Consider the following 20,460-nt stretch of genomic DNA (forward strand, 5'->3'; position numbering starts at 1 on the left):
TTGACCTGAACTTCCCGCTTAACGGTAAAGTTGCTCTGGTAACTGGTGCTGCTTCCGGTATTGGCGCGGCTGTTGCTGAAGCCTTCGCTGCCAAGGGTGCAAAGGTTGCTGTGCTTGATATCAATGCTGATCAGGCGCGCGCCAAGGCAGAAGCGCTTGGAGACGGTGCTAAGCCTTTCGTCTGTGACGTATCTGATCCGTCTTCGGTGAAGGCTGCGGTATCAGGCGTGGTCGAGGCATTCGGACAAATCGATATTGCTGTAAACAGCGCCGGCGTAGTTTTCCTCGCACCCGCCGAAGATCTGACGATTTCCGATTGGGATCGCACGATTGCAATCAACCTCAAGGGCAGCTTCCTTGTTACGCAGGAAGTGGGTCGCGCCATGATCGCTGCAGGCAAAGGCGGCAAGATCGTCAATCTCGCCTCGCAGGCCGGAACTGTGGCGATTGAAGAGCATGTTGCTTACTGTGCGTCGAAGTTCGGTGTCATCGGCATGTCGAAAACCTTTGCTGCCGAATGGGGCAAATACGGCATTACCGTCAACACGATCTCGCCTACCATTGTTCTCACAGAACTGGGCAAGAAGGCCTGGAACGGCGAAAAGGGCGATGCCGCCAAGAAGCGTATTCCAACCGGACGCTTTGCGTTTCCGGAAGAAATTGCAGCCGCCGCAGTCTTTCTGGCGTCAAGCGGTGCGAACATGATAAATGGTGCGGACCTTCTGATTGATGGTGGCTACACAATTCTTTAACAAAGCGACCAATTCTGACACGTCCTGACGATTGTTCGGGTCAGAAAACAAGGCTTTAAAATTACAGAGCGGGAACTGATCTCTCGCCTTCGATAGGTGCAAAATGCAAAGATTTATCAATAACCCGGATGAAGTGGTCGAAGATACCGTCAAGGGTTTCGTCAAGGCGCATAAAGACCTTGTCCGTCTGTCGGCGGAAAACTCGCGCGTGGTTGTCGCTAAAGATGCACCGATTGAGGGCAAGGTCGGCGTTATCACCGGCGGCGGCTCTGGCCATGAGCCAGCTTTCATCGGCTATACCGGCGAAAACCTGCTTGACGCTGTGGCCGTTGGTGAACTGTTCTCCTCGCCAACTGCCAAGAGCTTCTACGATGCTGCTCGTGAAGCCAATGGTGGCAAGGGCGTCGTTTGCCTTTACGGAAACTATGCTGGCGACAACATGAACGTCAAAATGGCGATCAAGCTTGCTGCCAAGGTCGGAATTGAAATCCTGACCGTTGTTGCTAATGACGATGTTTGCTCGGCACCTGCCAGCGAACGCGACAAGCGTCGCGGTGTTGCTGGCGAAATTTTCATGTGGAAGGTTGGCGGTGCAAAAGCTGCATCGGGTGCAAGCCTTCAGGAAGTACAGGCAACAGCACAGAAGGCCATCGACAATTGCCGTTCGATCGGCGTTGGCCTTGGCCCTTGCACGCTGCCAGCTGTCGGCCATCCGAACTTTCAGATTGAGCCGGGCACAATGGAAGTCGGCATCGGTCATCATGGCGAGCCGGGCGTCCGCGTTGAACCATTAAAGCGTGCTGACGAAGTTGCCAGGGATATGAGCAAGATCGTTCTCGACGATCACAATTTGCCCGAAGGCACCGAAGTTGCGGTTCTAGTTTCCGGACTCGGCGCAACGCCGATCAATGAGCTTTATATCCTCAATGATACCATCGAGCAGGAAATTACTGCACGCGGCCTCAAGATCTATCGCACCTATGTAGGCAACTACTTTACGTCGCTCGAAATGGTTGGCGCGACGCTGACAGTCATGGCGTTGGATGATGAACTGAAGGCACTGCTGGATGTAGAAGCCCGCTGCACTGCGGTTTTGTAAGAAAGAAGCATATCATGCAGACATTCAAGAATGCCGGATCGGGTGCGATCGTTCTTTCGCTTGCAGACCGGATTATCGAAAACAAAGCCTACTTAAGCGAAATCGACGGCAAGATCGGCGATGGCGACCATGGTGTGAACATGGCCAAGGGTTTCGGCCTCGCAGCCGAACGCCTGCGGGGCAAGGATGTAACCCTTGCTGAAGGTCTTGATACGCTTGGTACAATTCTGTTGACCGAAATCGGTGGCTCGATGGGCCCGCTTTATGGCGTAATGTTTAACGAGTTCGCAGAAAAGCTGGAAGGCGTGGAAAATATTGACGCAGCCACGTTCAGCATCATGCTTCATGCAGGTCTTGAAGGCATCCAGTCAATCGGTTCAGCAAAGCTTGGTGACAAGACGCTGCTCGACACGCTGATCCCGGCAATCAATGCTTTTGACGAAGCAAATGGCAAGGGCCAGTCTTTTGCTGAAAGCTTGGACGCTTTGTCGGCGGCGGCTGAAGCCGGTCGCGACTCCACACTTAATCTCGTGGCAAAGATCGGTCGCGCAAGCCGTCTCGGTGAGCGTTCGCTGGGTGTCCTTGATGCGGGTGCAACATCCTGCGCACTGATTCTAACTGACCTTTCAGCACAGGCAAAGAGCCGCTTGCAGTAAGGCTTTCTGTCCTGTTTTTAAGTTTGGCGTCTGAAAACTGTGTGGGTTCACACGTTCAGGCGCCAAATTTGTTTCATGATGTTGCAATTGTGTTTGAACGCTTTCATGTTTGCTGCGCAGGAGAGAGGCAACAGAAAACCGCATGACGCTCAAGCCCAACACATCGCGCAAGGTCGGCAAGCCAAAGGCCGTTGCAAGCGAGAATTCGATCACGATTCCCATGCGTTATGGCGACGATCCCTATGTGTGGGCCTGCTGGCTTTATTACGAAGACGGCCTGACGCAGAGCGAGATTGCCGATGTCATGGGCATTTCGCGCGCAACCGTGAACAGCTATTTGGCGGAAGCACGCGATAAGGGTATCGTCAATATCTCTCTTGAGGCTGGACGGCTGGAATCCCTGTCTGTGGCTCAGGAGTTGAAGCGTCATTTCGGCCTGACCGACTGCTTTATCATTCCGCATGATGACAATGCCCGTCCGCTGATTGATCGGCTCGGCGTTGCGGGCGCACATGCGCTTAACAAGGTTCTTAAATCCGGCGATACGCTTGCGGTTGCCTGGGGACGGACGGTGCTTTCGGTCGGCGAGCGGACCGCCATCGGCTCGTTACAGGACATGACCGTCGTGCAGGCGACGGGCGGCACCACGGCGTCATTCTCCTATACGCCTGAACGTTGTGCGACAGCGCTTGCAGAAGCTGTCTCGGCACGCTGCGTGAATATTATGGCACCTGCCGTGGTGCGTTCGCAGCAGACGCGGGATGTGTTGCTCGAAGAGCCTTTGCTTCAAGAACAGTTTGCGACCCTTGAAACTGCCAATCGCATTCTTTTCGGTGTTTCGTCGCTGCGTTCCAATTCCACCATTCACACCAGCGGCTTTTTTGAATCGGTTTCTCTGCAGCAATATCTAGCAGCGGGCGCTGTCGGTGTTGTGGCAGGCCGTTTCATCGATGAACGCGGAAAACCGGTTGCAGGTCCGCTTGATGAGCGGACAATCGGCATTTCACTGGATAAGCTGCGGCAGATTCATACGCGTATTGCGGTTGCAGGCGGTTTCGACAAGGTGCCAGCACTTCTGGCAGCGCTCCGCGGCGGATTCATCAATGTGCTTGTGACCGATGCTGCGACGGGGCTCGGTATTCTGCGCGCCGATGGCGTCCTTGATCTTGACGCGCGTCTTTCGCAGAAACCCAAGACCAATCAAGTTCCTACAGCCTTTCGCGTGCGAGTGAAGAAGCTCCTCAACAATCCGAACGAGGTGGTTGAGGAAATGCTCGACGGCATTGTTCGGGCCCATAGCAAATTCCTGCAGCCGATTGGTGGCTCTAATCGAGCCCTGGTGGCGCGGGATGGTCCGCGCCCCGGCAAGGTGGGGCTGGTGATTGGTGGTGGTGCCGGTCACGAGCCATGCTTTGTGGGTTATGTGGGTAAGGGACTGGCTGACGCTGTTGCGGTCGGCAATGTTTTCTCGTCGCCTCCGCCCGATCCGATCGTGCAATGCGCGCTGGCAGCTTCCAACGGCGAAGGCGTTCTCTTCGTCTATGGCAATTATGCCGGTGACGTGATGAACTTTGAGATGGCAGCTGAAATGGCCGAGGAAAAAGGAGTCAGGATCAAGACGGTTCTGACCACCGATGATATCGCCTCATCACCAATCGACGACAAGGACGGACGCCGCGGCGTAGCCGGCAATTTTTTTGTTTTCAAGGTGGCAGGAGCTGCCTGCGACAAGGGGTTGTCGCTCGATGCCTGCGAGATCGTTACCCGCAAGGCCAATTCGCGCACTTATACAATCGGTGTGGCCCTTGAGCCGGGCTCATTGCCGCAAACCGGTCGGCATAATTTTGAAATCGGCCCAGAAGATATGGAAATCGGCGTTGGCATTCACGGCGAGCCGGGTGTATCGCGTGATCGCATTCGTCAGGCTGATGAAATCGTCGATGGCATCATGGACAGAATCTTCAACGAAATGAAGGCTGATCCAGGTGATCGCGTGGCTGTGCTGGTCAATTCATTCGGAGCGACACCGCTGATGGAACTTTACGTACTCTATCGGCGTGTGGGGCAGCGACTTGAAGCCAAGAATATTCACATTGAAGCCAACTGGATCGGGCATTATTGCACGTCTCTGGATATGGTTGGAGCGTCGATATCAATCATGCATCTTGATCATGAGCTGTCGGACCTGCTGCTGCATCCATGTGAAACGGCAGGCCTCAAAATCAGCTAACGACTGTGTTTGGGTTCTATCGTTTCACTGTGCCTGAAACTAAATTAGCATATGCCATATGACGAGCGACGCGCGTTGCAGTTGTAAGGTTTGAGGAGAAAATCCATGTCGGAAACTGCGGCTCGTCGTCTTGCCCATATGTTTGATGCTGTGTCTGCGTCGCTTGAAGCGGAACGGGATCGGCTGTCCGAACTCGACGGCGCAATCGGTGACGGCGACCATGGAACGACAATGGCCTTGGGCTTTCAGGTCGTGCGCACTGAATTGTCGAAACTTAATCTTGATGAAACCGACATTTCGACGGTTCTCAATACAGCGGCGACCGCATTCATTAATGCGGTCGGTGCATCGACTGGGCCGCTTTATGCCACTGGCTTCCGCCGTGCAGCGCAGGCAACGGCAGGCCGCAACGATCTTGATCTGGCGACTTGTGCGACCATCATTGAGGCCATCGGCGTTGGCATTCGAGAGCGTGGCCAAGGACAGCGTGGCGACAAGACAATGCTCGATGCATGGCTACCTGCTGCTGAAGCCGCTCAAAGTGCGGTGAATGAAAATCAAAGCGCGAGCGAATTCTGGGATAATGTTGTCTCAGCCGCCTCAGCCGGTGCCAACACGACCCGATCAATGATTGCAGCCAAAGGACGTGCCGCGCGTCTTCGCGAGCGTTCGCTTGGACATATTGATCCAGGCGCTGCTTCCACAGTCATAATTCTACAAGCGATGGCCGATCGTTACGGTTATTAATACTCACCCAAGAAAATAGCTATCAATATGTGAAATCTACAAAACGATCGCGTGAAAGAGAATAATAAATCTGGTTATGAGACAGTCTTGTGCTTAACCAGATCCATATCGATTTAACTGGATGAACTTATGACTGCCCAACTCGATCCAAATCTGCTGAACGATTTGTCCTCCTTCGTACAGAAGCTTACCAATGACATAGAACCGCATCTTATTGAGTTGCGCCGAGATATTCATGCTCATCCGGAAACCGGATTTGACGTTGAGCGGACCGCAGGAGTTGTTACGCGCGAACTGGAAAGCTTAGGCATTGAACATCAAACAGGCATTGGTCGCACCGGTGTTGTCGGTCTGATTAAGGGTGGTCGTCCAGGACCGACTTTGATTATCCGCGCTGATATGGATGCGCTGCCAATCGAAGAACAAACAGGCCTTCCATTTGCCAGCGTTCATCCAGGTAAAATGCATGCTTGTGGTCATGACCTGCATACCGCAACACTGATCGGCATCGGCAAGGTTCTCAAAGATATTGCTCCGCGTCTGAGCGGTAATGTGAAGCTGATGTTCCAACCGGCGGAAGAAACGCAGGAGAGTGGAGCGCGTGCCATGATTGCCGATGGTGTTCTCGATGGGGTTGATTATGCTCTTGGCTTTCATAACCATCCTGATGAACAAACAGGCACATTTACGTTTGTCGAAGGTGTTGCGAACGGCTCATCTGACGAGTTTGATATTACAGTCCATGCCGCGTCTGGTCATGCCGCGCGTCCACATCAGGCTATAGACCCGATCGTTGCTACAGCGCAGTTGATAACGCAGTTACAAACGATCGTATCGCGTGAGGTTGATCCAATGCTCTCAGCCGTTCTGACCATTGGTTCGATCCATGGTGGTCATACGCACAACATCATCCCGGATTCAGTATCAATCATGGGAACAGTGCGTTGTCAGGACCGCGAGGCGCGCAACATTATTGAAGCTGCCGTTCGTCGTATCTGTAGCGGGCTGGAAGCGTCATTGCGTGTGCGTTGCGAAATCAACTATGTGCGCGGTGTTCCATCGATGGTGTCGGATCCCTATCTAATCGAGACGACTGGCGCGGTTATTCGCGAGCATTATGGCGATGTGTTCTTCAAGCGCGGCGGAAGCCTGGGTTCTGAAGACTTTGCATTGGTTGGCGAACGAGTGCCATCGTTCCAGCTTGGCATTGGTGCCGCACAGGAAGGCCGCGACGACAAGCTGCATAATTCCGATTATCAGCCGGATGAGCGCTCTATTGCGAATGGTGTTGTGGCACTTTCATTGGCGGCAGCGCGTATTTTATCTTAGAATAAATTGGGCGGCTCTTTAGCCGCCCTTTTTCGTTAAGCGCAAAGATACTGGTTTGATAATGCGTGAATATGGTTGGTGCCAATACCACAGCAGCCACCAATAATGCCCGCACCGTTTCTGACCCAACGCTGCGCCCATGCACCATAGGCATCCGGATCAAGATCAGCGCGAATTTCGGTAACGGTTGCGTTCGCCTCTTCATCGCCTTGTTGCGATGGAAATGCATTGGCATAAACGCCAATCGGAATATCCTTGCCCAGTTCATCAAAGACCTGCTTTGCTGCAAGAATAGCTGCATCCATAACTTCAGGCATTGCGCAGTTGAAAAGCAGCGCTTCCGCTCCAAGTTCAGCCGCAAGCCGCGCACCATCAGCTACCGTTTCGCCTGAACGAAGCTGTGCCTCAGTCATTGCTTCTGGTGCAACATCATCGCGCAATGTGTAAGAAATCCAGAGAGGCTTTCCAGTTGCACGGATGGCTTCGTGTGCCGCTTTGACTTCGATGAGACTGCTCTGGGTTTCGGCAAGCCAGAGATCAACGGATGGTGCTAATCCATCCACCAATACATCAAGTAACTGACCTGCGCGGGCCGGATCGAAAAGCTCCGGCTGATACGATCCAAAAACAGGCGGCAATGATCCGGCGACTTTAACTTCACGGGTTGCTGCATCGGCTGCTTCGCGTGCTAGTGTTCCAGAGAGAGCTGCGAGTTTGTGTCCTTCCGCAGCAAAGCGTTCTTCGCCGATGTGAAAAGGGACAACTGCATAGCTATTGGTGGTTATAACATCAGCACCGGCGGCGATATAATCGTCATGTACTTTACGGACATAATGCGGAGCTTCGATAAGCGCGAGTGCGGACCATTCCGGCTGACGGAATGGTGCGCCGACGCGCTCCAGTTCACGACCCATGCCACCATCAAGAATGACTGTCCTGCTGCTCATGCTTTTATGTCCTTGTTTATATCTGCTGCGATAGTAACTGCTGCGCGCTGCGCAATGATTTGGTCAAGCCAGCCCGGCTTCATTTGCGGAGCTGATGCCAGAAGCTTTGCGGTATAATTGTCATAGGGTGGGTTTAGTACGTCTGATTTTAAGCCATAACGCACCACCTTTCCTTGGTGCATGACGGCAATTTTGTCGGCTATCGCGCGAACAATTGCGAGATCATGCGTGATAAAGAGATATGAGGTCTCTGTTTCGCTCTGCACGCGGCGCAACAGTTCTAGAATGCCCTCTGCCACCAATGGATCAAGAGCCGAAGTTGGTTCATCGCATAACAGCAATTTCGGGCGTGCAGCAAGCGCGCGCGCAATACAGACACGCTGTTTCTGACCGCCTGAGAGTTCTGCCGGATACCGTTCAAGAAGGCTCTTTGGCAGTTCGGTGAGGTCCATCAACTCAGTAACCGACCTGCGCCGCGCATCGCGTGGCATTCCGAAATAAAACTGCAACGGTCTGCTGATGATGTCCGCTATGGTCCGGCGCGGGTTAAGCGCCAGATCGGGCAACTGGCTAATCATTTGGATATTGCGCAGCGTCTCTTTGGAGCGACGTTCCAGACTGGCGGGTAGTATTTCGCCATCGAAACGGATTTCGCCCGCTATTGGCTCAAGAAGTCCGCTTACGACGCGCGCAAGTGTTGACTTACCGGAACCGGATTCTCCTACGATAGCCAGCGTCTGGCCTTTTGCGAGATCAAGGGTAATGTCGGTGAGTACAGGTGTCGCCGGATTATAAGCAGCCGAGATGTTTGCAATGGAGAGCAGAGAAGTAGAGCTTTCTGCGCGGCCTTCGACTTCCTTTTGACGAATGGCCACAAGTTGGCGCGTATAATCTTCGCGCGGTGCATCAAAAATTTCGCGCACCGACCCTTGTTCTACTATTTTTCCGTGGCGCAAAACCATGATGTCATCGGCAATCTGCGCCACCACCGCCAGATCATGCGAAATATAAAGCGCTGCTGTTCTTGTCGTAGTAATTGCCTTCTTGATGGCGATCAACACCTCAATCTGGGTTGTCACATCAAGCGCGGTCGTCGGCTCGTCAAACACCACGAGATCAGGACTGGCACAAAGCGCCATTGCGGTCATGGCACGCTGAAGCTGACCACCCGATACCTGATGCGGATAGCGCTCGCCAAAACGTTGCGGATCAGGCAGGCCGAGTAGCGTGAACAGTTCAACTGCGCGGGCTTTCGCTTCACTGCGTTTCATCAGCCCATGCCAGATGGCGGCTTCTGCCACTTGATCAATCAGCTTATGCGCCGGATTAAACGCAGCCGCAGCCGATTGCGCAACATAGGCGATCTTGCTGCCGCGTAGTTTCTGCGTGCTTTTGCGGGAAAGTGACAGTATATCTTGCCCGTCGAGCGTAATTGTGCCGCCGGTGATCTGAAGTCCGCCACGTGCCAAACCGAGGGCAGCAAGGCCGACGGTTGATTTGCCAGCGCCAGATTCCCCGATCAGGCCAAGGACGCGGCCCTTTTGCAATGTCAGATCAACGCCATCAACGACGAGGCCATTGCCTGAGCTTATCTTAAGATCAGTGATTTTCAGCAATGGTTGTTTGGTGGGATTATCCAATTTTTTGCGTGCCTCGCTTGAGACTGGTCGTGCGCTGTAACGTCCAGTCCACGACAAAGTTCACGCTGATCGCAAGCAAAGCAATAGCGCCTCCCGGAATAAGCGCAGCAAACACGCCGAACATCAGCCCGTCCTTGTTTTCCTTAACCAGACTTCCCCAATCGGCAATCGGCGGCTGAACACCGAGTCCTAGAAAAGAAAGGGTCGAAAGAAACAGGATGGAAAACACAAAACGCAACCCAAATTCTGCAAGCAGTGGTGACAATGCATTGGGCAGGACTTCGTGGAAGATGATCCAGCTTTTGCTTTCGCCGCGTAATCGCGCGATTTCGATATAATCGAGCACCACAATATCGGATGCGATGGCGCGGCTGACCCGGAAAACACGGGTTGCCTCCAGAACTGCGATAACTGCAATGAGAATGAGAATACTTTTTGGTAGAACAGCCAGCACGACGAGCGCAAAAATTAGCGTTGGTATTGCCATCAGCAAGTCGTTCCCACGCGAAAGAACCTGATCCGGCCAGCCGCGCGTGAGCGCTGCAAGAAAACCAAGTGGCACACCGAGTATAAATGCGAGAATTGTGGCTGCTGCGGCAATCGAAAGCGTCAGCCGCGTGCCCCATATGACGCGTGACAGGAGATCACGGCCAATATTATCGGTGCCGAGCAGCGCTTCGCGAGAAGGTCCCTGCCACACGCTGCCGACGACTTCCGAAATGGGATGCGGCGCAAGCCATTCCGCAAAAACTGCAACGAATAAAAAGAAGGCGATTCCGCCAAATCCGATCACGGCTAAGAGCTGGGAGCTTTTGTTGAACTTTTTCATCCTGAGTGCCTCAGCCGCGGATTGGTCAGAATGACGATGACATCAGCAATGATGTTAAGGCCAATGTAAACCGCTGCAAAAATAAGCCCGCAAGCCTGTACTACTGGCACATCGCGTTTGGAAACGTGATCCACCATATATTGCCCCATGCCGGGATAAACGAAGATCACTTCGACAACGACCACACCGACAACCAAGTAGGCGAGGTTGAGCGCGATGACATTAATAACGGGTGAGAGTGCATTGGGTAGCGCATGTTTTAGCAGAATGCGCCAGCGTGGCAGGCCTTTCAGCTGAGCAGTCTCAATATAGGGCGATGACATGACCGCAAGGAGCGAAGCGCGTGTCATGCGTACCATATGTCCGGTAACAGCGATCACGAGCGTCATGCAGGGCAGGGCGATCGCTGTCAGGCGTTGCCAGCCGCTCATCGAAGGATTTACGATGGCGCTCGATGGTAAAAGACCAAGCGAAATCGCAAAATAGGCGATCAGAATATAGGCTACGAAAAACTCTGGCAGCGATATGGTGCTAAGCGTTGCGACCGCGATCCCACGATCAATCGCAGTTCCTGCATAAAGAACGGAAATGATACCCAGCAACAGGGCAATCGGTATTGCAAACAGCGCGGCCATTGCCGCGAGATAGAGCGTATTAGACAGGCGCGGCGCTATGCTTTTTGCAATGTCCTGCCGGTTGGAATAGCTACGGCCGAGATCACCCTGAACTGCATTGCCGAGCCACTCCGTATAACGCTGCATAGCCGGTCGCTGTAAGCCTAGCTCTTTGCGGATGTTTTCGACGGCTTGCGGTGTTGCCTGTTGCCCCAGCATTGCAGTGGCCACATCACCGGGCAATATTTGTGTTCCGGCAAAGATGACAACTGAAATAGCCCAGAGCAATACGACGCCCAGCAACAAGCGCTTGAAGATCAGTCCCGAAAGTGAGTTGCCGCGCAAAAAACCGAGGGAATATCTCCGATCGGAAATTGCGGCTTTATTGCTATCGCTGGGGAATTTGTCTGGTGACATATCTGTCATTGGCGGTCCGGACATAGTCGGTCAAAACGGGGAGGTGTCGCCGGTGTTACCCGTTCGACGCATCAATGCCAAGACCCTTGTGGTAAGCATTACCCCAAAAGCGGAATCGCCTTTGGGGAATGCAATGGTAGCAGAGATAATTATCCGTTATTGCATCTGCTATTCTTCAAGCCAGACTTTTTCAGCCAAACGATAGCCGCTCATATCACCGCCACCCGGCACAGAAACATAACCCTTCACCTTGCCGCTGGCGGCAGCAAGATTATCGGTAAAGACAGGGATCAGTTCTCCGCCATCTTCCACGATCAGGACCTGCATGTCGTGATAAATCTGTTTGCGCTTTGCTTCATCCAGCTCAACGCGGGATGCGGCAAGCAATTTGTCAAAAGTCTCGTTGCTCCAGCCGGTTTCGTTCCATGGAGCGCCAGTCTGAAGCAGCATCGAAAGCATCGCATCAGCAGTTGGGCGAACTGACCAGTTGGAAGCGACGAAAGGCTTTTTCAGCCAGACTTCATCCCAGTAACCATCGGATGGCACGCGCTCTACATCAATCGTGATGCCTGCTTTTGCAGCCGATGCCTGGTAAAGCTGTGCGGCATCTGCCGAGCCGGTAAAGCCGTTATCCGAAACGCTAAGCGGAATTGAACCGGAGAAGCCTGACTTTTTGAGATGAAATGCTGCCTTTTCAGGGTCATAAGCACGCTTTGGAACATCCTTGGAATAAAGCGGGTTCCATGACGGGATTGGGTGGTCGTTGCCAACCGCGCCGGTGCCGACGAGCAAACTTTTCTGTAGCTCTTCGCGGTCGATTGCATACTTGAGCGCAAGACGCAGATCATTGTTTTTCAACAGTTCTGAATCCGTGCGCATCGGGAAGCAATACATCGAGTTTTCCGGCGTACGCAGAATCTGGATGTCAGGACGCGCACTCAGATGGCTGACAAGACGCGGCTCAACAGCGTTGACGATATGTGCCTGGCCGCTCATCAGTGCTGCCATGCGCGCAGTTGTGTCGTCCATAGCGATGGTTTCTACCGAATCCACATTCGCACGATCAGGATGCCAGTAGTTTGGATTGCGGCGGGTTAAGGCGCGCACGCCCGGCTGGAAATCTTCGAGAATGAATGCGCCGGTGCCAATACCTTTGTCGAAGTCTTCGCCGTCAGGTCCGATGCCCAGATGATAATCGACGAAAGCTGCCGGAAAATCGACATTCCCCGCATTGAGCGTTACAGTCACCTCATGCGTGTCAGACGCTACAACGTCGGTGACGGCGAGAAGCACACCCTTGCCACCAGATTTAGTATCGTCACCACGATGATTATTGAGTGAGTAAACCACGTCCTTTGCAGTCAGCTCTTTCCCATTGTGGAAGGTCACGCCCTTGCGCAGGCGGAATACCCATTTGCTTGCATCGGCATTAGCTGGTTCCCAGCTTTCCACGAGAGCGCTCGTGAGCTTACCATCAGGACCAAGTTCTAGTAGCGTGTTGAAGAGCTGAAAGCCTACGGTGTACATGTAAGCCATCGTGTAGGATGCTGGATCCAGATGATCCGAGCTTGAAGCAGAATGCATAGCAATGACCAGATGGCCGCCTTTTTTGGGCTGTGCATCTTGTGCGCGTGCCTGTATGGGCAGCAGCAATCCTGATGCAGTCATCCCTAAACCAGCGGCGACCGCAGCTCCAGCTGACATGCTAAGAAATTGCCGCCGTGAAGGCTGCAGCGAAATGAGTGGGCTTTTCTGGTGGGGCATTTTTCACTTTAACGCTTAAAAGATGAACACGACTTTGAAGCCTTGTTAATCTCATTCGAGGAAATGCTCAACAAGCAATAAATAAAACGATATGGATTAAAAATTAAAATATTATTCCAGTTGGCCATTAATCGATGCTCCATACTGGAACCCGTTAAATCTTTTACGATGGTCGCGATTTATAAGGTAATTGGTATAATCAGCTATGGCCTCAGCATTTTAAAAATATTGCCGCCTATGTTGCGTTCGATCTCGATGATCGCGGCCTGCGCGCGCACAGAATTACCAGCATCATCCAGGGGAGGCGAAAAGGCTGCAATGGCAAGTTTGCCCGGAATAACTGCGACAAGTCCGCCGCCTACGCCGCTTTTTGCAGGCAGTCCCACCGTGTAAGCCCAGTCACCGGATGATGTGTAAAGGCCTTCCATTGTCATTTCCGCCAGCAATGGCGCGACATGTTTCTCCTCGATCACCCGTTCTTTTGTTACAGGATTTATGCCGCCGGCCGCGAGTGTCGCGCCCATCGTTGCAAGTTCAACACAGTCGACCAGTGTCGAACATTGGCGCGTATAGACATCAACCGCACGCATCGGATCGCTGTAGCAGGTGCCCGCACTGTAAAGCAGCCATGCAATGGCTCTGTTATGAAAATTCGTGTCCTGCTCCGAGCGGTTTACCTCATCGCTCAGCTCAATAGAACGTCCCGCAAATGCACTTTGTATGTGGAGGATATTATTCCAGCAACTCTCAGCATCATCACCTGGCACGAGGCTGGCTGCGGCTATCGCGCCCGCATTGACGAGCGGCGACAATGGCTTTCCATCGTGTAGCTCTAGTGCCTGAACCGAGTTGAAAGGCAAGCCCGTCGGGCTGTCGCCAAGCTTTTCTTTCACGGCATCCGCACCTATATTTTCCATCACCAGCGCAAGTGTAAAAACCTTGGATATGGATTCAAGCGCGAATTTATAGGCTGTGTCACCACGCTTAAAGCAGCGTCCATCAGCGGTGATTATAGCAATTCCAAACAAATCACTTGGTAATTTTGCGAGGAATGGAATGTAATCAGCATTCTTTCCACCATAAGAGGCCATACCCGCCTTGTAGCCGGCATCAATTGCATTAATTAATTCTTGTGTCATGGCCCGCCCTCAAAAAATAATATTTAAAGAAAATATTAATTTTACAATGAAAGCAACATATATTTTTATATTAACTATAAAAGAGACGTTTAGGGGGAAGTTAAAATAGGTCAATGGTATTCTTTTAAAAATATAGGTATTGACATATTGTCATTGCTGAAACGTAATTTAGTGTGCGGTTATAAATGGGCTTGATTGCGTCTTTGACGCGTTGGGAGATTCTAGGATGACGACGAGATCTATCAAAGCAACGTACAATGGCCTCGATGATGTTTACGCATCGCTGGAGCTTTCTGCTTGTCTGCCAAAGACAAAATTTCCAGACGAAGAACGCGATCCTCGAAATGTGTTTTCTGCCGTACGCGATGAGCTGATGCTTGATGGCAACTCTCGTCAGAACCTGGCAACATTCTGTCAGACATGGGTTGATGACGAAATTCGCCAGCTGATGGATCTGTCGATCGACAAGAATATGATCGACAAAGATGAATATCCACAGACCGCCGAAATTGAATCGCGCTGCGTGCACATGATAGCTGATCTGTGGAACTCGCCGGATGCTGAAAATACGCTAGGCTGTTCTACCACTGGTTCTTCGGAAGCTGCAATGCTTGGTGGTTTGGCGCTCAAATGGCAGTGGCGCAAAAGGCGGGCCGCAGCTGGAAAAGATACCAGTAAGCCAAATCTGATCTGCGGGCCCGTACAGATCTGTTGGCACAAATTCGCACGTTACTTTGATGTGGAACTGCGCGAAATTCCACTCGAAGGGGATCGTCTGATCATGAGTCCTGAGGAAGTTCTCAAGCGCGTTGACGAGAATACCATCGGCGTAGTGCCGACAATGGGCGTTACTTTTACCTGTCAGTATGAGCCGGTTAAAGCGGTCCATGATGCGCTTGATAAGTTACAGAAAGAAACCGGTCTCGACATTCCCATTCACGTTGATGGTGCAAGTGGTGGCTTTCTGGCGCCGTTCTGCGCATCGGAGATCGAGTGGGATTTCCGTCTGCCACGCGTCAAATCGATCAACGCCTCCGGGCATAAATTCGGTCTGGCTCCACTGGGGGCGGGTTGGGTTGTATGGCGAGAAGCCGCTGACCTGCCAGAAGAACTTATTTTCAATGTAAATTATCTTGGTGGCGATATGCCGACATTCGCATTGAACTTCTCGCGCCCCGGCGGCCAGATTATCGCACAGTATTACAATTTCCTGCGCTTAGGTCGTGAGGGCTACGCCAAAATTCACAATGCTTGCTACGCAACAGCCCAATATCTTGCAAGCGAGATCGGCAAAATCGGACCGTTCGAAATCATCTTCGATGGCGATAGCCAAAAGGGTATCCCGGCACTGGCCTGGAAACTGAAAAAAGACCAGGCGATTGGCGGTTATACGCTTTATGATCTTGCTGACAGACTGAGAAGCCGCGGTTGGCAGGTGCCGGCCTATTCGATGCCAGCAAACCGGGAAGATCTTGTCGTGCAGCGCATTCTTGTTCGCCATGGCGTGAGCCGTGATCTTGCAAGCCTGCTGATTGATGACATCAAACGGTCTCTCGATTATTTTGATAAGCATCCGGTCAGCCAGCCATTGTCGGCGGAAGAGGCTGGCGGCTTCAACCACGGATAACTGAAAGCCTGCTGGATGTTTTCGGCAGGCTTATCTTTTAGCTTCATAAACATGCGCCTACCATCACGCATATTTATGATCTTGGTTGACGTGATAAACTACGTGACTTTTCAGGTGTCGACTTGGGCAGCCTGCAGATACCTGACAGCCAATCGCTTACTCGTGTGCAACGCGCTTTTGAAATGGTGTGAATCCACATCAATCAGGCGCTCCCCTTTGGGAGAAATGCTATGGCGAATGCAAAGACAGCCACTCCGGCTAAACAATTATCAATGATAGGCTTTTTTGCCATTACCGCATCCATGGTCATGGCCGTCTATGAATATCCGACCTTTGCGACATCGGGTTTCAGTCTGGTATTTTTCCTGCTGCTGGGTGGAATTCTCTGGTTTATTCCTGTTGGGCTTTGCGCTGCAGAAATGGCAACCGTTGAAGGATGGGAAGAAGGCGGCGTCTTCGCCTGGGTTTCCAATACGCTCGGTGAAAGATGGGGCTTTGCCGCAATCTCGTTTTGTTATCTTGAGATTGCCATCGGCTTTCTGCCTATGCTCTATTTCGTATTGGGTGCGCTTTCCTATATTCTGAGTTGGCCTGCACTCAATCAAGATCCGGTCACAAAGACAATAGCGGCGCTGGTGATCCTCTGGGCGCTTGCGTTCACCCAGCTTGGTGGAACCAAATATACAGCAATCATCGCGAAGCTTGGTTTCTTTGCCGGGATTCTTCTTCCAGCACTCATTCTAGCAGCACTGGCGATCAGCTATCTTGCGAGTGGCGCACCACTTCAAATTGAAATGTCTGCGCAGACGTTTTTCCCCGACTTCACACAAATCGGTACTCTTGTCGTATTTGTGGCTTTTATCCTCAGCTACATGGGCGTCGAAGCATCGGCAACGCATGTCAACGAGATGGAAAATCCCGGCCGGGATTATCCAATTGCAATGATCATGTTAATGGTCGCTGCCATCGTTTTGAGCTCGATTGGTGGTCTATCGGTGGCTGCAACGATTCCGTCCAACGAAATTAATCTGTCATCGGGTGTTGTGCAGACCTTTAGCGCTTTGATCGGTCATTTTGGTCCGGGTTTTGAGTGGACAGTACGCATCATCGCTGCTCTGCTCCTGCTGGGCGTTCTTGCGGAAATTGCAGCATGGATTGTAGGGCCATCACGCGGAATGCTGGTGACAGCGCAGAAAGGCATCCTTCCTGCGCGCTTTGCAAAGGTAAACAAAAATGGCGTGCCGGTTGCGCTCGTTGTTGCTCAACTGCTTCTGACGTCTGTTGCGATTATAATTCTCACCAACACTGGTGGCGGCAGCAATATGTCGTTCCTGATCGCGCTCGCTCTGACTGTTGTGATTTATCTGTGCACATATTTCCTTCTATTCCTCGGCTATATTCACCTCATCCTGAAGCAGCCGGAACTCAAAAGAACGTTCCGTGTTCCCGGCAATAACGGTTTCAGGATCGGTGTCGCTGTGGTTGGATTCCTCGTCTCACTCATAGCATTCTTCGTGTCGTTTTACCCGCCAACCTCAATCGGAGGGGAAACAGCCGACGAAACCTATGTGACATTGCTCGTCGTCTGCTTCCTCGTTGTGCTGGTGATCCCGTTTATCGTCTATGCACTGCACGACAAACGCGACAAGAAAACGAATGCCACTCTGGTGCCAATCAAAATGCACAATGCACCGGAAGGACATTTTTTCATGCATCCTCGTGCACGTTCACCACATCATGTGATTGTCGATGATGGCGCGTCGCACCACGCGAAAAAGGGCCTCTGATCCAGACTTGCAACAAAGAACTGGGCGTTTCTTCCCATCTGCCACAACAGAAACGCCCTTTTCCAGCTTCCCATGTTCTCGTCTTTAAAAGGCAAACTTTTATGAAAATTTCTACCAATAAACCGAGCAATAGCCATTCTATTCTCGGAAAATCTCTGGCTACGCCGGCAATACGGTCCGATCAGTGGTTGACGGTTCTCTCAGAAGGGCGCTTTTGGGTAAACGGCGACGATAGCCGCATCGACACAATCCGACAGGTACTCGACGGCCTTGAAACAATCGAGCGGTTCTTCGCGTATCCCGGTAGCTCGGTGCTTAACAAACTGCATTCACGTTTGAATGATAGGGATGCGCGCGGCTTTTTGCGTGCGGCGCAAAATATCTCCACCAGCATCCTTTCCCAGAAATATATGGCTGATATTTCCGCATGGGATAACTGGGACGCAGATGACAGTCAGCCAGCGGAGCGACTTCCGCAGGCTATAAGTCATATCGAACGAAAGCCCTATTTTGAAGTGCTTGCGGTCGTGCCACATATCACATCGCGCTGGCAACACATCGCCTATGAAGCGCGTTCCATTCGTCGCCCTGAAGACGAGTTCATTTATGAAACCGTCGTCGCCGGGAATGCAGAAGACGCATTGACTGCTATTCTGGTAAATCCTTCCATCACTTCGGTCGTTCTCTATGAAGGATTTGCGGCAAAGGCAGCCGAAACAAACCCTCTCATCACCGCAATCGCTGAAGTCATCGATCTGGGTGAAATCAAGGACGACAGCCGTCTGGCTCTGCGTACGGGACAAGCCATCAAAAAGATTCGACCCGAGCTCGACATCTACCTGCTCAGCGATCGCGAGATCGAACATCTTGCAGGAGATCCTGACAACGAAATATTTAGCCGACTATTCTATCAGGTTGAAGAGCCGCTTGAACTGCACCTCTCTATCCTTGAAGGCGTGCATAAACGTTATCACACGCCTTTCTTCGACAATCTCAAGCATTATGCGGCGCGGCCAATCGCAACCTTCCATGCGCTGCCCATTGCGCGCGGAAAAGCGGTATTCAAGTCAAACTGGATACGCGACATGGGCGAGTTTTACGGGCCGAACCTGTTTCTCGCAGAAAGCTCTGCAACAACGGGTGGGCTCGACAGCTTGCTGGAGCCCACTGGCAATATCAAGGAGGCACAGGAACTGGCAGCCCGGGCTTTTGGGGCGGATCATGTTTTCTTCGTGACCAATGGCACCTCGACCAGCAACAAGATGGTTCTGCAGGCCCTGCTTGCGCCGGGGGATATCGTTATCATCGACCGGAATTGCCACAAATCTCACCACTATGGCTGCGTCCTTGCCGGTGCACAACCCTATTATGTGGAAGCCTTTCCACTCACCGAATATTCGATGTATGGCGCAGTTTCCATCAATACAATCAAGCAGGCTTTGTTGACACTTCGTGCTGAAGGACAGCTTGATCGTGTCAAAATGATCGATCTGACCAATTGTACATTTGACGGACATGTCTACAACACACGACGCGTCATGGAAGAATGTCTGGCGATCAAGCCTGATCTAGTTTTCCTCTGGGATGAAGCCTGGTTTGGCTTTGCTCATTGGTCGCCTTTCCTGCGGCAGAGAACGGCAATGGGTGCTGCGCAGACCCTGGAATCTTACCTTGCAACACCGGAAGCAAAGAAGGCCTGGCAGGATCAGCAGAAAGAGCTGGGTGAAAGCCCGTCTGACGATGTGCTGCTCAATACACGTCTGATACCCGACCCCGATGCTGTGCGTCTGCGCGTCTATCAGACCAATTCCATCCACAAGTCCATGTCAGCGCTGCGTCAAGGATCGGTGATTTTGGTGCGTGACGTCGAATTCAAGGATGTGGAAGCACAGTTCCACGAAGCCGTTTTCACCCACGCATCGACCAGCCCGAATTTGCAGATCATTGCCAGCCTTGATGTTGCACGCCGCCAGATGGAGCTTGAAGGCTATGGTCTTGTATCCAATGCCCTTCAAATTGCATTGGAAATCCGCAGGCAGATCAACAGCCATCCACTGATCTCCAAATATTTCCGCGTCCTGAATAACGCTGAAATGGTGCCCGCCGCGTTTCGCGTATCGAACGTAACTGACTTCAACGATGCGTCGCTGACCTGGGCTGATGCGGTAAAAGCAGTGCGTGACGACGAGTTTCTGCTGGACCCGAGCCGTATGACGCTAAGCTGTGGCGAGGCCGGTTTTGACGGAACCAGCTTCAAGAATATGCTGGCGGACCGCTTTAACATTCAGGTCAACAAGACGTCGCGCAACAGCATTCTGTTGCAGTCCAATATCAACAATTCCCGCAGCGATGTTGCTTTGCTGGTGCGCGTCTTGCTCGAAATCTCGCAGGAGATTGAGGCGAACTTGAAGGAAGGCGGCGAGGCCCGTACCCGCAGCTTCGCAGAAAAGGTCACAACCCTCGTCAAGGATGTTCCGAACCTCCCGAACTTTAGCAAATTCGACGATATGTATCGTGACAATCCAAAGTCTGCGACGCTCAATGGCGACATTCGCAGCGCGTTCTATGATGCCTATAAGAAAGCTCAGTGTGAGTTTATCCCTCTTCATGACCAAGCCGTTGACGAACGTCTTGAAAAGGGTCCTGCGCTTGTGTCGGCTAACTTCGTCATCCCTTATCCGCCGGGTTTTCCGATCATGGTTCCAGGTCAGGTCATCACGCGGGAGATCATCGAATTTATGCGCAAACTTGATGTCACGGAAATCCATGGATACGACAAGGCAATCGGTTTGAAGGTCCTCAAACGCAGCTGATAACGCAAGAACTTAGAGGCGTCTTCTCTCAAAGAGTGCAGGCGCTTTCGTGAAAGGAACGCCGGAAAAA

General features: G+C 52.1%; 15 protein-coding genes. 9 read left to right on the forward strand and 6 right to left on the reverse strand.

Going from position 1 to position 20,460, the window contains the following annotated elements; all coding sequences use genetic code 11:
• The 6 genes from U2P60_RS18895 to U2P60_RS18920 all read left to right on the forward strand — a co-directional run.
• The coding region (locus U2P60_RS18895) for an SDR family oxidoreductase (protein ID WP_413573886.1) at window positions 1-752 on the forward strand (752 nt) is incomplete at its 5' end.
• Between the two features lie 103 nt (window positions 753-855).
• The gene (locus U2P60_RS18900) at window positions 856-1,851 is read left to right on the forward strand and encodes a dihydroxyacetone kinase subunit DhaK (protein ID WP_413573888.1); all 996 of its coding nucleotides are present in this window, start codon (window positions 856-858) and stop codon (window positions 1,849-1,851) included.
• A gap of 14 nt (window positions 1,852-1,865) precedes the next feature.
• Window positions 1,866-2,507 carry a dihydroxyacetone kinase subunit DhaL gene (dhaL, locus tag U2P60_RS18905; RefSeq protein ID WP_413573890.1) on the forward strand — a complete coding sequence of 214 codons (642 nt, stop codon included), beginning with the start codon at window positions 1,866-1,868 and terminating at the stop codon, window positions 2,505-2,507.
• A 142-nt stretch (window positions 2,508-2,649) separates the two neighbouring features.
• The gene (locus tag U2P60_RS18910; RefSeq protein WP_413573891.1) at window positions 2,650-4,737 is read left to right on the forward strand and encodes a bifunctional sugar-binding transcriptional regulator/dihydroxyacetone kinase subunit DhaK; all 2,088 of its coding nucleotides are present in this window, start codon (window positions 2,650-2,652) and stop codon (window positions 4,735-4,737) included.
• 105 nt (window positions 4,738-4,842) lie between these two features.
• The gene (dhaL, locus tag U2P60_RS18915) at window positions 4,843-5,484 is read left to right on the forward strand and encodes a dihydroxyacetone kinase subunit DhaL (protein WP_313830351.1); all 642 of its coding nucleotides are present in this window, start codon (window positions 4,843-4,845) and stop codon (window positions 5,482-5,484) included.
• Window positions 5,485-5,613: 129 nt separating this feature from the next.
• Window positions 5,614-6,813, forward strand: coding sequence for a M20 metallopeptidase family protein (locus U2P60_RS18920; protein WP_413573892.1), 1,200 nt, complete (start codon window positions 5,614-5,616; stop codon window positions 6,811-6,813).
• 35 nt (window positions 6,814-6,848) lie between these two features.
• On the opposite strand, the gene U2P60_RS18925 is transcribed toward U2P60_RS18920, so the two are convergent.
• The 6 genes from U2P60_RS18925 to glsA form a co-directional block, all read right to left on the reverse strand.
• Window positions 6,849-7,760: a homocysteine S-methyltransferase family protein gene (locus U2P60_RS18925; RefSeq protein WP_413573893.1), complete on the reverse strand. Its 912-nt coding sequence runs from the start codon at window positions 7,758-7,760 to the stop codon at window positions 6,849-6,851.
• The gene (locus U2P60_RS18930) at window positions 7,757-9,376 is read right to left on the reverse strand and encodes an ABC transporter ATP-binding protein (protein ID WP_413574341.1); all 1,620 of its coding nucleotides are present in this window, start codon (window positions 9,374-9,376) and stop codon (window positions 7,757-7,759) included. The genes U2P60_RS18925 and U2P60_RS18930 overlap by 4 nt, the downstream gene beginning before the upstream one ends.
• Window positions 9,377-9,392: 16 nt before the next feature.
• Window positions 9,393-10,229 carry an ABC transporter permease gene (locus U2P60_RS18935; RefSeq protein WP_413573894.1) on the reverse strand — a complete coding sequence of 279 codons (837 nt, stop codon included), beginning with the start codon at window positions 10,227-10,229 and terminating at the stop codon, window positions 9,393-9,395.
• Window positions 10,226-11,269 carry an ABC transporter permease gene (locus tag U2P60_RS18940; protein ID WP_413573895.1) on the reverse strand — a complete coding sequence of 348 codons (1,044 nt, stop codon included), beginning with the start codon at window positions 11,267-11,269 and terminating at the stop codon, window positions 10,226-10,228. Before U2P60_RS18940 ends, U2P60_RS18935 begins: the two co-directional genes overlap by 4 nt.
• A 159-nt stretch (window positions 11,270-11,428) precedes the next feature.
• Window positions 11,429-13,024 carry an ABC transporter substrate-binding protein gene (locus U2P60_RS18945; RefSeq protein ID WP_313830340.1) on the reverse strand — a complete coding sequence of 532 codons (1,596 nt, stop codon included), beginning with the start codon at window positions 13,022-13,024 and terminating at the stop codon, window positions 11,429-11,431.
• A 203-nt stretch (window positions 13,025-13,227) separates the two neighbouring features.
• Window positions 13,228-14,163 carry a glutaminase A gene (gene glsA, locus U2P60_RS18950; RefSeq protein ID WP_413573897.1) on the reverse strand — a complete coding sequence of 312 codons (936 nt, stop codon included), beginning with the start codon at window positions 14,161-14,163 and terminating at the stop codon, window positions 13,228-13,230.
• A gap of 226 nt (window positions 14,164-14,389) precedes the next feature.
• Here glsA and U2P60_RS18955 point away from each other — a divergent pair, with 226 nt between their 5' ends.
• The 3 genes from U2P60_RS18955 (at window position 14,390) to U2P60_RS18965 (ending at window position 20,390) form a co-directional block, all read left to right on the forward strand.
• Window positions 14,390-15,790: a glutamate decarboxylase gene (locus U2P60_RS18955; protein WP_313830336.1), complete on the forward strand. Its 1,401-nt coding sequence runs from the start codon at window positions 14,390-14,392 to the stop codon at window positions 15,788-15,790.
• Window positions 15,791-16,020: 230 nt separating this feature from the next.
• On the forward strand, window positions 16,021-17,577 hold the full coding sequence (gadC, locus tag U2P60_RS18960; protein ID WP_313830334.1) for a glutamate:gamma-aminobutyrate antiporter: 1,557 nt from the start codon (window positions 16,021-16,023) through the stop codon (window positions 17,575-17,577).
• A 101-nt stretch (window positions 17,578-17,678) separates the two neighbouring features.
• Window positions 17,679-20,390, forward strand: a complete 2,712-nt coding sequence (locus U2P60_RS18965; RefSeq protein WP_413573898.1) for a decarboxylase — start codon at window positions 17,679-17,681, stop codon at window positions 20,388-20,390.
• Window positions 20,391-20,460: the final 70 nt, after the last annotated feature.

The organism is Brucella sp. H1_1004 (assembly GCF_047308065.1).
GTDB lineage: Bacteria > Pseudomonadota > Alphaproteobacteria > Rhizobiales > Rhizobiaceae > Brucella > Brucella pseudogrignonensis_B.

What these genes read in the sequence shown, in the direction of transcription:
- U2P60_RS18900 (WP_413573888.1), top strand. Translation starts at nt 856, where the DNA reads ATGCAAAGATTTATCAATAACCCGGATGAAGTGGTCGAAGATACCGTC.
- dhaL (WP_413573890.1), top strand. Translation starts at nt 1,866, where the DNA reads ATGCAGACATTCAAGAATGCCGGATCGGGTGCGATCGTTCTTTCGCTT.
- U2P60_RS18910 (WP_413573891.1), top strand. Translation starts at nt 2,650, where the DNA reads ATGACGCTCAAGCCCAACACATCGCGCAAGGTCGGCAAGCCAAAGGCC.
- dhaL (WP_313830351.1), top strand. Translation starts at nt 4,843, where the DNA reads ATGTCGGAAACTGCGGCTCGTCGTCTTGCCCATATGTTTGATGCTGTG.
- U2P60_RS18920 (WP_413573892.1), top strand. Translation starts at nt 5,614, where the DNA reads ATGACTGCCCAACTCGATCCAAATCTGCTGAACGATTTGTCCTCCTTC.
- U2P60_RS18925 (WP_413573893.1), bottom strand. Translation starts at nt 7,760, where the DNA reads ATGAGCAGCAGGACAGTCATTCTTGATGGTGGCATGGGTCGTGAACTG.
- U2P60_RS18935 (WP_413573894.1), bottom strand. Translation starts at nt 10,229, where the DNA reads ATGAAAAAGTTCAACAAAAGCTCCCAGCTCTTAGCCGTGATCGGATTT.
- U2P60_RS18940 (WP_413573895.1), bottom strand. Translation starts at nt 11,269, where the DNA reads ATGACAGATATGTCACCAGACAAATTCCCCAGCGATAGCAATAAAGCC.
- U2P60_RS18945 (WP_313830340.1), bottom strand. Translation starts at nt 13,024, where the DNA reads ATGCCCCACCAGAAAAGCCCACTCATTTCGCTGCAGCCTTCACGGCGG.
- glsA (WP_413573897.1), bottom strand. Translation starts at nt 14,163, where the DNA reads ATGACACAAGAATTAATTAATGCAATTGATGCCGGCTACAAGGCGGGT.
- U2P60_RS18955 (WP_313830336.1), top strand. Translation starts at nt 14,390, where the DNA reads ATGACGACGAGATCTATCAAAGCAACGTACAATGGCCTCGATGATGTT.
- gadC (WP_313830334.1), top strand. Translation starts at nt 16,021, where the DNA reads ATGGCGAATGCAAAGACAGCCACTCCGGCTAAACAATTATCAATGATA.
- U2P60_RS18965 (WP_413573898.1), top strand. Translation starts at nt 17,679, where the DNA reads ATGAAAATTTCTACCAATAAACCGAGCAATAGCCATTCTATTCTCGGA.